This window comes from Streptomyces sp. NPDC058246 (assembly GCF_042881985.1).
GTDB lineage: Bacteria > Actinomycetota > Actinomycetes > Streptomycetales > Streptomycetaceae > Streptomyces.
In genome coordinates, this window is the sequence record NZ_JBHVWZ010000060.1 from 1 (window position 1) to 14,401 (window position 14,401).

Consider the following 14,401-nt stretch of genomic DNA (forward strand, 5'->3'; position numbering starts at 1 on the left):
TTTCCCTTTCCGGCGGTTCCGACTCTATCAGATCCTTTCGGGCCTGATTCCCAGTCAGCGGGGCTTGTCTTCGCGGCTGTTGGGCCGTTCCGACGTCCCAAACTTTAGCGGATCCGTTCGGCAGTTCCTAATCGGGCCGCCGACCCCAAATCGAATTGAATTCGGGCACGCCGAAATCAATCCCGTGGGGAGATCGTGCTGGTGGTTGGGTGCCGCATCCGCGGCGGAGGTGCTACCGCAGAACCGTTACGGCTCCGTGGCAACTCGAAGAATCTTACGGATCGGGCAGGGCAGTGTCAACCGCCCCTGTCAAGATCTTTTACTCGGCGGCCGGGAAGCCCTCAGGAGATGCCCGGGATCCTCAGTCGAGGTCGCTGAGCCGGCCGCCCGCGTCCGGCTGCGCGTGCTCCACCCGGCGCAGAAGACGGGTGAGGACCTCACCCAGGACACCGCGCTCATCGGCGGACAGATCCTGGAGCAGGTCCTCCTCGAAGCCCGACGCGAGACGCATCGCCTCCAGCCACTTCTCGCGCCCCTCGTCCGTCAGCTCCACGATGACGCGCACGCGGTTCGACTCGTCGCGCTCCCTGGTGACCAGCCCCTCCGCGACCATGCGGTCGATGCGGTGGGTCATCGCAGCCGGCGTGAGACCGAGTCGCTTGGCGATGTCGCTCGGGCCCATCCGGTACGGAGCGCCGGAGAGGACGAGGGCCTTGAGGACCTCCCACTCGGCGTTGCTGATGCCGAGCGCGGCGGTCTGACGGCCGTAGGCGACGTTCATACGCCGGTTGAGGCGGGAGAGCGCCGAGACGATCTTCTCGACCTGGGGGTCGAGGTCCCGGAACTCGCGCTGGTAGGCGGCGATCTGTTCGTCGAGTGTCGGCTCAGTGACGCCGGGGATGTCGCCCATGGCCCGAGTATCGCACGGAGTCACTTGGTATTGAAGTCCTTCGAGGTGTACAGTTCAAGCTCAAACTTTAGCTTCGAAGTCTTCAGGTCTGCATCTCTGTGCAATGAAGGCTTCACGACCAAGGCAGGTGAAAGTGACCAGGGCGATGGGCGCAGCGATGCGCCGGATCCACATGGGCAACGCACTCGGCGCGTTCGGGCTCGGCTTTACCGTCCCCTTCCTCTACGTCTATGTGGCGCAGGTGCGAGGGCTCGGTTCCATGACGGCGGGCATGGTGCTCGCCGTCTTCGCCGTGGCCGCTCTCGTCGTACTGCCGTTCGCCGGGCGAGCCATCGTCCGCCGCGGCCCCTTGCCGGTCCTGCTCGCCGCACTGGTCACCGCCGCCATCGGAGCGCTGAGCCTCGGGCTCGCGAACAGCGCCACCACCGTGCTGCTGTCGGCCGCGGCGCTCGGTGCCGGTCAGGCCGTGATGCAGCCTGCGCTCGCGACGATGATCGTGGACTGCTCCACCGCGGAGACGCGGTCGCGTGCCTTCGCGATGCAGTTCTTCCTGCAGAACCTGGGTCTCGGCGTGGGCGGGCTCATCGGCGGCCATATCGTCGACACCACCCGGGCCGGCTCGTTCACGTTGCTGTTCTCGATCGAGGCGGCGATGTTCCTGCTGCTGGCCGTGATCATGTCGACCGTGCGGATGCCGCGCGCGCCGAAGGTCGAGGGTGCGCCGCAGGCCAGGGGCGGCAGCTGGAAGCAGCTGCTCGGCAACCGGGCCATGGTGCAGCTGTCCGTGCTGGGCTTCGTGTTGTTCTTCGCCTGCTACGGACAGTTCGAGTCGGGTCTCTCCGCGTACGGCGTCGAGGCGGCCGGGATCTCCACATCCGCGCTCGGTACGGCGATGGCGGCGAACACGGCGATGATCGTGGTCGCGCAGTTCGCGGTGCTCAAGTTCGTCGAGCGCCGGAAGCGGTCCCGGGTGATCGCCGCGGTCGGGCTCATCTGGGCGGTCGCGTGGCTCGCGGCCGGCTACGCGGGCCTCGGGCACGGCAGCCGGACCATGGCCACGGCGGCGTTCGTCTCGACGTACGCGCTCTTCGGTCTCGGCGAGGCGATGCTGTCGCCGACCGTCGCTCCGCTGGTCGCCGACCTGGCGCCGTCGGGCATGGCCGGTCAGTACAACTCGGCCTTCGCCCTGGTGAAGCAGCTCGCGCTGGCCGTCGGGCCCGCGGTGGGCGGTCCGATGGGTGCCTCGCTGCACGGCCCGTATGTCGTCACGTTCCTTCTCTTCTCGCTCGGCATCACGTTCCTGGCCGTGCGGCTGGGGCGGCACCTCACCCCCCTCCAGAACCAGCCGTCGCCGGCGCGGAGCCGGGTGGTCGCACAGGGCGGGACACCGGCGGAGCCGGTCCGGGCGAGCGCCTGACCGGCTGACGCAACGGACGATTGACGCAACGGACGATCACGGGCGATTGACGACGGCCGCGACCACCGCCCCGGTGGTCGCGGCCGTCGTCGTCCGTCAGCGGACTCCTGTCACCAGGTTGGTGGTGAAGGGGAGGGTCGCGGTGCCGTCGGGGGCGGTGCGGTCGGCGAGGTGGGCGTGGACCGCGCGGCCGGCCCGTACGAGGGCGTCGTCGCCGGCCTTATCGGCGATGGCCTGGCCCCAGGAGGTCGACGAGAGCTGGCCCGGGGCGTACTCGGCGAGCGGTGGGAAGGCGACGCCGAAGGTGACCTGGTGGGCCGTGACGTCGTGGAAGCCGGCGGTGCGCAGGGCGGTGGTGAGGCGTTCGGCGGTGCCGGAGAAGGCACCCTCGTAGTCTGCGGCGAGCTCCGGGCCGCCGTACTCCCTGACGGCCTCGTACTGGGCCACGAAGTACGGGATCAGGTCCCTGGGGGCCCAGGCGGTGGCGGCGAAGCGCCCTCCCGGGCGGGTCACGCGGGCCGTCTCCGCGAAGGCGGCGTCCAGGTCGGGGAAGAACTGGACACCCTGCTGGCAGACCACCGCGTCGAAGGTGGCGTCCTCGTAGGGGAGTTTGTCGGCGGGGGCCGCGGTGAACTCGATGTCCGGGTACATGCGGGGTGCGTGTTCCCTGGCCACCCTGATCATGCCGTTGTTGACGTCCGCGCCCGAGACGCGGCCCGCCGGGCCGACTCGGGCCGCCGCCGCGCGGGCCGCGAAGCCGGTGCCGCAGGCCAGGTCCAGGACCTTGGCACCGGGGAACAGGTCGGCGGCGTCCAGGATCGCCGTCACGAAGGGCGCCATGAACGGCGCGGCGTACTGCTCGTAGCGCTCGGGAGCACTCCCTTTGAGCTGAAAGCCCGTTTCGTCTGCCATGGGGGAGCTACTAGCACCGTGCGGGGCGGACGGCCAGGTGCCGCGCGGGGGTGCCCCGTAAGCAGGGTGCCCCGTAAGGGGCGCGGGGGACTGCGCGACAAGCCCCCACGCACCGCAGACCTCAGACCCGCAGAGCTCAGACCCGCAGACCCGCAGACCCGCATACTCGCAGCCGACCGGCCAGCCCTGGCCTTCAACTGCCCCCGCGCGGTAGCGCGAACTCGCACCACACCGCCTTGCCGCCACCGGGCGTGCGTCGGGACCCCCAGCCGGAGGCGATCGTGGCGACGATGGCGATGCCCCGCCCGGCCTCGTCGGCGGGCTCGGCACGGCGCCGCCGCGGCAGATGGTCGTCGCCGTCCGTGACCTCGATGATCAGACGCCGGTCGGTGCGCCGGAGGCGCAGGCGCATCGGTGGCGTCCCGTGCTGCAACGAGTTCGCGACGAGCTCGCTCGCGGCGAGCACGCCCAGATCGTGCAGGTCACCGGGGAAGCGCCAACTGGTGAGCACGCCGGAGGCGAAGGCACGCGCGCGTGGAGCCGCCTCCACGCCCCCGAGCAACTCCAGTGCGGCATTGCGGAAGAGCTCACCGTCCGGCCCCGTACGGGAGGGGTGCTGGAGGACCAGGACGGCCACGTCGTCGTCATGGTCGGCGGTGACGCCCGCCGAGCGGACCAGGCGGTCGCAGATCACCTGGGGGGTGCCCGTGGCGCCGGCCAGGGCGCGCTCCAGGGACGCGATGCCCTCGTCCAGGTCCTCGTCACGGCGCTCGACCAGGCCGTCGGTGTAGAGCACGGCGGTCGAGCCGGGGCCGAGCGGCACCGAGCCGGACGCGTGCAGCCAGCCGCCGGTGCCGAGCGGCGGTCCGGTGGGCTCGTCGGCGCGGTGGACGACGCCGCTCTCGTCCCGGACCAGGATGGGCAGGTGGCCCGCCGAGGCGTACACCAGCCGGCCCTCGTTCGGGTCGTGGATCGCGTACACGCAGGTGGCGATCTGGTTGGCGTCGATCTCGGTGGCGAGGCCGTCGAGGAGTTGCAGGATCTCGTGCGGGGGGAGGTCGAGGCGGGCGTACGCGCGTACGGCCGTACGCAGTTGGCCCATGACCGCTGCCGCGCGGACCCCGCGGCCCATGACGTCGCCGATGACGAGGGCCGTGCGGCCGCCGCCGAGGGTGATCACGTCGTACCAGTCGCCGCCGACCGCGGCCTCCGTGCCGCCGGGCTGGTAGGTGGCGGCGATGCGCAGGTCGTCGGGCTCCTCCAGCTCCTGGGGGAGCAGGGAGCGCTGGAGGGTGACGGCCGTCTCGCGCTGGCGGCGCTCGCTGGTGCGCAGCCGCTCGGCGGCCTCGGCGTGGTCGGTGACGTCGGTGGCGAAGACGAGGACGCCGCCGCCCTGGCCGTCCGGAGAGGCGTCGACGGGAGTGCAGGTGAAGGTGTAGGAGCGGCCGCCGGGCACCTTGCGGGACTTGACCGTACGGGGCTTCGCGCTGCGCAGGACCTGGTCCAGGAGCGGCAGCAGGCCGAGCTCGTCCAGCTCGGGCAGCGCCTCGCGCGCGGGCTCGCCGACGGGGCGTACGCCGAAGGCCGCCGTATAGGCGTCGTTGACGTACGCGAGGCGGTGCTCGGGGCCGTGCACGAGGGCGACGAGCGCGGGGACGCGGTCGAGGACCTCGCGTACCGGCAGCTCGTCGACGGCGAGCACGGGCGGGGCGTCGTCGGTCAGCTGCTCGGCGCGGGCCGCCGGCACGGAGCCGTCCCCTCGGCGGTCGGGGGAGACCGGGTGCTCGGTCCGCGCTGCGGCGCGGCGCTGCGTTCCGGGGAGCCGGGCGCTCCAGCGCGTGAAGTTCACGAATCCTTGCCTCGTGTTGGTCGGCTCCGGCCGGCGCGGGTCGGCCGGGGGTCCGGGGTCCGGGGGTCGGCCCCCGGGGGATACAGCACTTGGGGGGAAGCCTCGTGGGTTGCGATGAGCGAGCGATGAGCGAGCGGCGGGCAGGCGGTGGGCGAGCGGTGCGGCCGCCCGAGGTCGTGCACCAGTCTGGCCGACCGGACCGACATCCGTCAGACGTCGGCCCGATCGGTGGAGTTCCTCGGTCCGGTCAGGACGACCCCTTCGGGTCGAGCTTCGGGTCGAGAGGATGCTTTCCACCGGCCGCGAGTTCGAACTCCGCGCGGGGATGTTCGAGCGAACCGAGGGACACGATCTCCCTCTTGAAGAGCCCCGCCAGGGCCCATTCGGCCAGTACCCGGGCCTTGCGGTTGAAGGTCGGCACCCTGCTGAGGTGGTAGACGCGGTGCATGAACCAGGCAGGATAGCCCTTCAGCTTCCGCCCGTAGACGTGCGCGACGCCCTTGTGCAGCCCGAGGGACGCGACCGAACCGACGTACTTGTGGGAGTACGTCTCGAGCTCCTCGCCGCGCAGGGAGTGCACGATGTTGTCGCCGAGGACCTTGGCCTGGCGCACGGCGTGCTGGGCGTTGGGCGCGGTCTCCTTGCCGGGCTCGGCGGTGACGTCGGGGACGGCGGCGGCGTCTCCCGCGCCCCACGCGTGGGGGGCGCCGTCCACGGTCAGCTGGGGAGTGCACTTGAGACGTCCGCGCCCGTTCAGCGGGAGGTCGGTGGCGGCGAGGACCGGATGCGGCTTCACGCCGGCCGTCCACACGACCGTACGCGTGGGGAAGCGGGCGCCGTCACTGAGGACGGCGATCCGGTCCGCGCAGGAGTCGAGGCGGGTGTCCAGGCGTACATCGATGTTGCGGCGGCGCAGCTGCGTGATCGTGTACTTGCCCATCGCCTCGCCGACCTCGGGGAGGATGCGGTCCGTTGCCTCGACGAGGATCCACTTCATGTCCTCGGGCTGGACGTTGTGGTAGTAGCGCGCGGTGTAGCGGGCCATGTCCTCCAGCTCGCCGAGCGCTTCGACGCCGGCGTAACCGCCTCCTACGAAGACGAAGGTCAGGGCAGCGTCGCGGATCGCGGGGTCGCGGGTGGAGGAGGCGATGTCCATCTGCTCGATGACGTGATTGCGCAGGCCGATGGCCTCCTCGACGGTCTTGAAGCCGATGGCGTAGTCGGCGAGACCGGGGATCGGCAGGGCGCGCGAGATCGAGCCGGGGGCGAGCACGAGTTCGTCGTACGTGATCTGCACCGCGCCCGCGCCCTCCTCCTCGGTGGCGAGGGTGGTTACCGTCGCGGTGCGCTTGGCGTGGTCGATCGACTGGGCCTCGCCGATGACGATGCGGCACTGGTCGAGGACCCGGCGCAGCGGGACGACCACATGGCGCGGCGAGATCGAGCCCGCGGCGGCCTCGGGAAGGAACGGCTGATACGTCATGTACGGGTCGGGCGAGACGACCGTGATCTCGACCTCGCCCCGCTTCAGCTCGGCCTTCAACTTCCGCTGGAGACGCAGAGCGGTGTACATCCCGACGTAGCCGCCGCCGACAATGAGAATGCGCGCACGTTCCTTCACCATCCCATGACGCACCCAGCTCCGGAGTTTGTCCACAGGCCCGGCAATTTGTGTGACCGGGCGCCGACAACGCGCAGGGTTGGCCGATTTGCCGGCGTGCATGGAAGAAGCGCAGGTCAGCGGGGGTGAGAGGGGTTGACGGAGGGGGCGTAATCGGGACGTAACCGCCCCGTACTCCGATCGGGGGGCGCTCCGTGCGGAACCTGCCCCTTCTGAATTGACCCCCTCTCAACTATGTTCGTGTGTCGACGGGGTGTAGGGGGATGCGCTCGACGAGTCCGCAGGACGGGCTCGTGCACACAAGCTTGTTCCGCACGCTCCGGCTACCAATGGCGGGGAGAGTCTCCGGGGGGAGACGTCATTACCGGGGGAACGCTTATGCACATTCAGGGCTCTCATTGGTCTTCCGCGTCTGCCATCGCATCCGGTGGCACGGTCGACGCGGCGGCGAGCGGCATCGGCCGCGGTCCGGGTGAAGGATCGCGGACCACACCGCTGCGCGTGGACGCACAGCGCAATCTGGAGCACGTACTTCGCGCGGCCCGCGAGGTCTTCGGCGAGCTGGGGTACGGCGCGCCGATGGAGGACGTGGCACGGCGCGCGCGGGTCGGTGTCGGCACGGTGTACCGGCGCTTCCCGAGCAAGGACGTCCTGGTGCGCCGGATAGCCGAGGAGGAGACCTCCCGGCTGACCGACCAGGCACGCGCGGCGCTCGGCCAGGAGGACGAGCCGTGGTCGGCGCTCTCGCGCTTCCTGCGCACGTCGGTGGCCTCGGGCGCCGGGCGGCTGCTGCCGCCGCAGGTGCTGCGGGTCGGCGTCGCGGAGGACGGGGTCGAGGCGGACGAGGCGCGGGTGCCGCAGCAGCGGTCCCAGCCCACGCCCGAGCTGCGGCTCGTCGAGCAGCGGCCCGCGCCCGAGGACGAGGCGGTGGTGGTCGCGGCGGACGACGCCGGCGCGGCGGCGCTGCTGGAGGTGGTGGGCCGGCTGGTGGAGCGGGCGCGCGCGGCGGGCGAGCTGCGGGCGGACGTCACCGTGGCGGACGTACTGCTGGTGATAGCGACCGCGGCGCCCTCGCTGCCGGACGCGGATCAGCAGGCGGCGGCCTCGGCCCGGCTCCTCGACATCCTGCTGGAGGGGCTGCGCTCGCGTCCGGCGTGAGTGCGGCTTGAGTACCGGTCCGGCGTGAGCGCGGCTTGAGTACCGATCCGGCGTGAGCGCGGCTTGAGTACCGATCCGGCGTGAGCGCGGCTTGAGTACCGGGTGTCCTGGGGGCCTGGTGTCCCCGGGGTACCTGGTGTTTCCCGAGGCGCCGGGGTTTCCCGGGTGCCGGGTGTTCCGGAGTGGCTGGGCGGGCTGGGCTTCCTGAGCGCGGGTGCTGCGTCACTCGCATGTCAGGAACAGCGCAGCACGGCTTCCGCCGGTTACATATTGGGCACTTCAGGCATTGCGGCAGGTCCTCCGCGGGAAGAGTTCGTTGACTATTCCCCAAACGTGTGACCGCTAGTGCTGTCGAGTGGCAAGTCCCCACGGACGAGTGGTTGGTCCGTACTAGGGGGCCTCACCCCTGAAGCGTGTGGCACTCTTTCCCGGTATTCGGGTCCGAGTGTGCAGGCGGGGGCTTTCCGCGATGAGCGTTGACGGGCGGGACGAGTCACTCGGTGACGGTGACGCGGACGGCGGGACGGAAACCGACGGCGGCACGGAAACCGGCGGCAGCACAGAGACCGGCGGCAGCACGGAAACCAGCGGCGGCACAGAGGCGAGCGGCGGCGCGGAGACCGGCGGGCCGCCGGCACCGCAGGTGCCCAGCCAGGGCGGACCGCAGAGTGGACCGGGGTCGCCGGCCGTTGCTCCCGGTGCCGGACTGTCCGGTGGCGCCCTGAGCGGCGGCACGCCCGACCGCAGCGTTCCGGCGCAGCGTGACCGATTCGACCGGCGTGACGGCAGTGTCATGCCGCCCCCCGTCGAACTGCCGCCGTCCGACGCCGATCTGATCGAGCGGATGCGCGCGGGCGGCGACACGGCGTACGAGGAGCTGTACCGGCGCCATGCGGAGGCCGTGCGCCGCTACGCCCGCACCTGCTGCCGGGACGCGCACACCGCCGACGACCTCACCGCCGAGGTGTTCGCCCGGATGCTCCAGGCGGTGCGCCGCGGCCACGGCCCCGAGCACGCCGTACGCGCGTATCTGCTGACCACGGTCCGCCGTGTCGCCGCGAACTGGACGAAGTCGGCGAAGCGGGAGCAACTGGTCGACGACTTCGCCGTGTTCGCCGCACAGGCCGCCCGCACCTCCGAGGTCTCCGACGACGACACGCTCGACCTGGGCGCCGACGTACGGGCGATGCACGAGGCCGAGCAGTCGATGGCCATGCAGGCCTTCCGCTCGCTGCCGGAGCGCTGGCAGGCCGTGCTGTGGCACACGGAGGTCGAGGACGAATCGCCGAGCGAGGTCGCCACGCTCTTCGGACTCGACGCCAACGGCACGCGCGTGCTCGCCAGCCGCGCCCGCGAGGGCCTCAAGCAGGCCTACCTCCAGGCACATGTGAGCACCACGCTCACCATGGACGAGGAGTGCGCGCGCTACGCGGACCGGCTCGGCGCCTATGCCCGTGGCGGGCTGCGCACCCGGGCCGAGCGCGGGCTGCGCAAGCACCTGGAGGAGTGCGCCAAGTGCCGGCTCGCCGCGGGCCAGATCAAGGAAGTCGCCAGCGGGATCCCCGCGGTCGTGCCGGTCGCGGTCATCGGTTGGTTCGGTGCAGCCGGGTACGCGAAGGCCGTGGCGCTCATCGCCGGTGGCGCCGGAGCGGGTGCGGCCGGGGCGGCGGGCGCGGCGGCAGCGGCCGGCGGCAGCTCCGGCGGTGCGAGCGCGGGTGGCGGCGCGGCGGCCTCCGAGGGGATCGGCGCGCCGGTCAAGGCCGGTATCGCGGCGGGCGTCGTCGCGGTGGCCGCGGCGGCGGTCGCGCTCGCCCTGGTCGGCAACGGCAGCCCCGCCAGGACCCCCGATGCGAAACCGGCCGCCTCTCCCGCTGTCGAAGCGCCCCTGCCGTCGCCCAAGCCGCCGAAGAAGGCACCCGCGCCGAAGCCTCCGGTAGTGGTGGTGGCGCCCACACCGACGCCCACACCGACCCCGACGCCGACACCGACGCCGACACCCACTCCGACGCCCACACCCAAGCCGTCGCCGAGCCCGACGCCCACACCGACGCCGAAGCCCACACCGACGCCGACCCCGCCCCCAGTGCCGCCGCCCGCGCCGGTCATCTACCAGTGGAGCGAACTGTCGTACGGTGTCAGCGGCGACCACACCAAGCCCGAGATGCGGCTCGGCGAGAGCAGCTGGGTGTGGCAGCGCCAGGGAGTGTCGGTCGCGAACAGCCAGTACGCGCACGGCGTGACCGTCCACGGCCAGTCCTCCGTCACCATCGACCTCAATCGCAGCTGCACCTCGTACGACGCGATGGTCGGCATCGACGACCTGACGATGGGCCTCGGCAAGGTGCGCTTCTCCGTGTACGCCGACGGGTCTGAGCTGTGGCAGTCGCCGCTGATCGAGGGCGGCGACCGGGCGATCCCCGTCCATGTGAACCTCACCGGCCACAAGACCATCCGCCTCGTCGTCGAACCCCACTCGCCGTTCGACTCGGCGGCGCTGGCGGACTGGGCGGAGTCGAAGTTCCTGTGCCAGTGAGACCGTCCCCGGTTCGGGGGATGGGTTGCCGACGCTGGGATGAGATCGTCGCCGATGCACCGCCGAGCGTCGTCGCCGACGCACCCACGAGCGTCGTCGTCGCGGTGCCGGTCAAGTCACCTTCTCCACGGCGCCGGTCAGATCACCTTCTCCACGGCGCCGATGAGGTCGTCGTCCTGCCGAGTCCTTGAAGTCGTCGTCGTTGTGATGCCCATGAGGTCGTCGTCGCTGTGATGCCGGTCAAGGGCCGTGCGGTGAGGTGCCGGTCAAGGGCCGTGCGGTGAGGTGCCGGTCAGGGGCCGTGCGGTGAGGTGCTGCTCGTGACGTGCCCCTTCAGCGCCTCGGACAGGTCCCGCAGGGCCTCGTCGGTCGTGAAGGCCGCACCCGTGGCCCGCTCGGACTCGTAGCGGACGGGTCCCAGGGCCGCCCGCGCGGCGGCCTCGGTGCGCTCTGCGTCGGCGCGCTCGTGCGTGGGGCGCAGGTGGCCGCCGCGCCAGCGCGTGCCGGCGGCGAGCAGACGGGTCGCGGGCGGATGGTCGCCGAGCTCGGCGAGGAGGGCCGCCGCGGCCTCGGCGAGGCCCGCCACCACCACGTCGGCGCACCGCTCGTCCACCGCCTCCCGCAGGGCGTCGAGCAGCTTCCGCAGACCGCGCTCCGGTCCTGTCTCGGCGGCCGTGACCAGCGCGTCCACCCAGTTCAGCGCCGCTGTGAACTGTGGGGGCGGGGTCCCTCGGGCGCTCTCCTCGCGCGCCTGCTCGCACAGTTCGCGTGCGAGGCCGATCTCCCCGTCGTCCAGCGCCATCTGAGCCCGGAGCATGTGGACGAACGCCCTGGAGTCCATCACCCCGTATCGATCGGCCGCCGCGTTCGCCTCTTCCAGCGCGGTCAGCGCCCTGGACCGCTCACCCGCGCGGTACGCGATCTCGGCCAACCGCGCCATGAGGAACGGCGTCTCGGCATACGCCCCCACCTCGAAGGCAAGCCGTAGCGCTTCCTCGTACTCCCCCTTCGCCTCGTCGAAAAGGCCGCGCGCCATGGCCGCCTCACCGGCCGCGCTGCACACCTGCGCCCGCATCCATCGGTCCCCCACCCGGCGGCTGAGCACCCGCATTTCCGCCAGGTCGTCGTCCACGCCGTGCATACCGCCCGGCGCGTCCACGACCATGTGCGTACGGAACATCAGAGAGACGCCGATGTCCCACTCCTCGCCGTACGTCCGGCAGTTGGCGACCGCCGCGTCCATGGCGTACCGCATGCCGTCCGGGTCGCCGAGGAAGAAGGCGGCCAGCGGCCAGACGATGCCCGGCATGCGTGCCGCGTCCGGGCCGCCCTTTTCGAAGGCGGCCCGCACGCGCGTGATGTACTCCCGCATCGGGCCGTTCTCGCGCGCTTCCAGCGGGTCGACCTCCACCTTCATGAACAGGTGGAAGATGCGCAGCCGCATCCGCACACCGCGCAACGGGTGCTCGTCGCTCTCGGGGCCGTCCAGGAAGACCGCCACCGGATCGACGGTGTCCAACTCGGCGAAGGTGGCGTCACCGGCGCCCCCCGGGTGCCCGCCTGGGCGCGCGCCCGCCCCGAGCCCCGCAGCCGTGGTCCTGCCGGCGGTGGGGAGCGCGCCGAGGTCGATCGCCGCCCCCAGCCGCAGCACGAGGTCCGTCCATTGGGTGCCCTCGCGGCGGAAGTTGCGAAGCCACCAGAACCAGCCCATGGCGAGGGCCAGGGCGCCGGCCTCCTCCTCGTCGGCGGCGACGATCGAGCGGTGGAGGGCCGCCCGGATGTTGTCGAGCTCGGTCTCCAGGCGCCGGATCCACGGCAGTTGTTCGGCGGAGCGCAGCAGTGGCTCGGCCTGCTCGGCGAGCGCGCGCACCCACGCGCGGTGGCGCCGCTCGGCCGCCGCGCGCAGCTCGGGGACCTCGGCGGCGCGCTCGGTGGCGTACTCGTGGATGGTCTCCAGCATGCGATACCGCATGCCGCCGCTGCCCTCCTCGTCGTACGGGGTGGCGACGACCAGGGACTTGTCGACGAGCGCCCCGACGAGGTCGGCCGCGGGCCCGGTGCACACGGCCTCCGCGGCCACCAGGTCCCAGCCGCCCGCGAACACCGACGCCTCGCGCAGCACGGTCCGCTCCCGCTCGTCGAGCAGGTCCCAGGACCAGTCGACGACGGCGCGCAGGGTCTGCTGGCGGGGCAGCGCCGTACGACTCCCGGAGGTGAGCAGGCGGAAGCGGTCGTCGAGCCGGTCGGCGATCTGCCGAGGGGTGAGCAGCCGCAGCCGGGCGGCGGCCAGCTCGATGGCCAGGGGCAGACCGTCGAGCCGTCGGCAGATCTCGGCCACGGCCGCCGCGTCGTGCGGCTCGGCGTCGGCGTCGGGACGGACGGCCGACGCGCGCTCCATGAAGAGGCGGCGTGCGGGATCGGGCGGCAGGGGCTCGACCGGGCGCACCAACTCGCCGGGCACGCCCAGGGGTTCACGGCTGGTGGCGAGGATCGTGAGTCCGGGGCAGCGAGTCAGCAGAGTCTCGGCGAGCTCGGCCGCCGCGTCGATGACATGCTCGCAGTTGTCAAGGATCAGGAGTTGGCTGCGCGCTGCGCAGTACTCGACGAGCAGGGCGACCGGGTCGTCCTGCGGGACCGCCATCTCGTTGGTGATCAGCACGGTTTCGCGCAGACCGAGGGCGCTGACCACCGCGCCCGGGACCGCCTCGGGCCGGTCGAGCGGGGCCAACTCGACCAGCCACGCCTGCGGAAGCCCGGCGGCGGCTTCCTCGGCGAGGCGGGTCTTTCCCGAACCGCCTGGTCCGGTCAGCGTGACCAGGCGGGCCCTCTGCACATCCGAACGGATCGCGCCGAGTTCGGGTTCCCGCCCGACGAATGAGTTCAGACGAGGACGAATGTTCCCGTTCCGCGGAGCGGGAGAGGGGGTGCCCGGGTCGGCGGGTCCGCCGTACCCCGTCCCCGTCCCCGTCCCCGGATCCAACAACGCCGCGTGCAGTGCGCGCAGTTCCGGCCCCGGGTCCGCGCCCAGGCCGTCCAGCAGTCCGCGGCGCACCTCCTCGTACGCGGCCAGGGCATCCGCACCGCGGCCGGCGTCGCGCAGGGCGCGGATGAGCAGGACATGCAGCGCCTCGTCGTACGGGTGGGCCTCCGTCAGTGCCTTCAGCTCCGGTACGACGTCGGAGGCGCGGCCGAGGAGCAGGTCCGCCGTGACCCGGGTGCGCGTCGCCTCAAGGCGCAGCGCCTCCGGGCGGGTGGCGGCGGTGCGGTCGGGAAGGTCCGCGAGGGCGGGGCCGCGCCACAGGGCGAGGGCCTTCCGCAGCCGGGCAGCGGCGACGTGGGCGTCCCCGCGGTCGAGTGCGGCCTTGCCCTCGGCCACCAGGCGCTCGAACACGAACAGGTCGACGTCGTCCTGGGTGGCCCGCAGGCGGTAGCCGCCCGCCTCGGAGGTGACCGCGTCCCTGCCGATGGCGCGGCGCAGGCGGCCGATCAGGGCCTGCAACGCCGCGGGGGCGTCGAGCGGTGGATCGTCCGCCCATACGTCCTCGATCAGGGTCTCCGGCGTGATGGTGCGGTCGGGGTGCTGGGCCAGGGACGCGAGCAGCGCGCGTACGCGCGGGCCGCCCAGGGGGGCGTGGGTCCCCTGACCGTCCTCTGCCTGGGTGACCCCCAGAATCCCGTACCGCACCCACCCATTCTCACCGCGGGCGCCGCCCAGGTCATGGGGTTTCCCCGCGCGCCGCGCGACGCCGGTGCCGAACCCCGCCTCCCCCGCACCCGGAACCGGGCCCCGGCCTCGATCTTTTCGCCCCCTCCGCCCCTACCCGTCCCGTACCTGGGGGCTGCCGCCCCCAGACCCCCGCATCGGCCTGAACGGCCTCGTCCTCAAACGCCGGACGGGCTGAAGCCGCCCACCGGCGGAAGGGGGTGGGCCGGTACATCACAGCCCGTCGCGTACGTGGTCACAGGCAAGGACCACCGTGACAGCAAGCAGAGGTGTCCAT

The 14,401-nt window shown here is 72.1% G+C and carries 8 protein-coding genes; 3 read left to right on the plus strand and 5 right to left on the minus strand.

Translation table 11 applies throughout. The features are described 5' to 3' along the window. Positions 1-361 precede the first annotated feature (361 nt). Entirely contained in the window at positions 362-910 is a 549-nt protein-coding gene (locus ACFVXA_RS40265) for a MarR family transcriptional regulator (protein ID WP_362029853.1), read from the minus strand. A 145-nt stretch (positions 911-1,055) separates the two neighbouring features. Between ACFVXA_RS40265 and ACFVXA_RS40270 the strand changes: the two genes are divergently transcribed. After that, positions 1,056-2,327, plus strand: coding sequence for an MFS transporter (locus tag ACFVXA_RS40270; protein WP_383748521.1), 1,272 nt, complete (start codon positions 1,056-1,058; stop codon positions 2,325-2,327). 96 nt (positions 2,328-2,423) lie between these two features. On the opposite strand, the gene ACFVXA_RS40275 is transcribed toward ACFVXA_RS40270, so the two are convergent. From ACFVXA_RS40275 to ACFVXA_RS40285, 3 genes are all read right to left on the minus strand, one after another. Continuing rightward, positions 2,424-3,239 carry a class I SAM-dependent methyltransferase gene (locus tag ACFVXA_RS40275; RefSeq protein ID WP_390028691.1) on the minus strand — a complete coding sequence of 272 codons (816 nt, stop codon included), beginning with the start codon at positions 3,237-3,239 and terminating at the stop codon, positions 2,424-2,426. Between the two features lie 193 nt (positions 3,240-3,432). After that, a complete protein-coding gene (locus tag ACFVXA_RS40280; protein WP_383738107.1) occupies positions 3,433-5,088 on the minus strand; it encodes a SpoIIE family protein phosphatase in 1,656 nt (551 codons plus the stop codon). 247 nt (positions 5,089-5,335) lie between these two features. Further along, positions 5,336-6,712, minus strand: coding sequence for an NAD(P)/FAD-dependent oxidoreductase (locus ACFVXA_RS40285; RefSeq protein ID WP_362029841.1), 1,377 nt, complete (start codon positions 6,710-6,712; stop codon positions 5,336-5,338). A gap of 375 nt (positions 6,713-7,087) precedes the next feature. On the opposite strand from ACFVXA_RS40285, the gene ACFVXA_RS40290 reads away from it, so the two are divergent. Continuing rightward, a complete protein-coding gene (locus ACFVXA_RS40290; protein WP_383738104.1) occupies positions 7,088-7,867 on the plus strand; it encodes a TetR/AcrR family transcriptional regulator in 780 nt (259 codons plus the stop codon). A gap of 469 nt (positions 7,868-8,336) precedes the next feature. After that, complete coding sequence (locus tag ACFVXA_RS40295) at positions 8,337-10,400, plus strand: sigma-70 family RNA polymerase sigma factor (protein WP_390028692.1); 2,064 nt, start codon at positions 8,337-8,339, stop codon at positions 10,398-10,400. Between the two features lie 292 nt (positions 10,401-10,692). Here ACFVXA_RS40295 and ACFVXA_RS40300 read toward each other — a convergent pair whose 3' ends face one another. Further along, positions 10,693-14,085 (minus strand): BTAD domain-containing putative transcriptional regulator, encoded by a 3,393-nt coding sequence (locus tag ACFVXA_RS40300; RefSeq protein ID WP_390028693.1) that lies wholly within the window; start codon positions 14,083-14,085, stop codon positions 10,693-10,695. Positions 14,086-14,401 lie beyond the last annotated feature (316 nt).

Coding starts and splice junctions, on each gene's coding strand:
- ACFVXA_RS40265 (WP_362029853.1), bottom strand. CDS start 910: ATGGGCGACATCCCCGGCGTCACTGAGCCGACACTCGACGAACAGATC.
- ACFVXA_RS40270 (WP_383748521.1), top strand. CDS start 1,056: ATGGGCGCAGCGATGCGCCGGATCCACATGGGCAACGCACTCGGCGCG.
- ACFVXA_RS40275 (WP_390028691.1), bottom strand. CDS start 3,239: ATGGCAGACGAAACGGGCTTTCAGCTCAAAGGGAGTGCTCCCGAGCGC.
- ACFVXA_RS40285 (WP_362029841.1), bottom strand. CDS start 6,712: ATGGTGAAGGAACGTGCGCGCATTCTCATTGTCGGCGGCGGCTACGTC.
- ACFVXA_RS40290 (WP_383738104.1), top strand. CDS start 7,088: ATGCACATTCAGGGCTCTCATTGGTCTTCCGCGTCTGCCATCGCATCC.
- ACFVXA_RS40295 (WP_390028692.1), top strand. CDS start 8,337: ATGAGCGTTGACGGGCGGGACGAGTCACTCGGTGACGGTGACGCGGAC.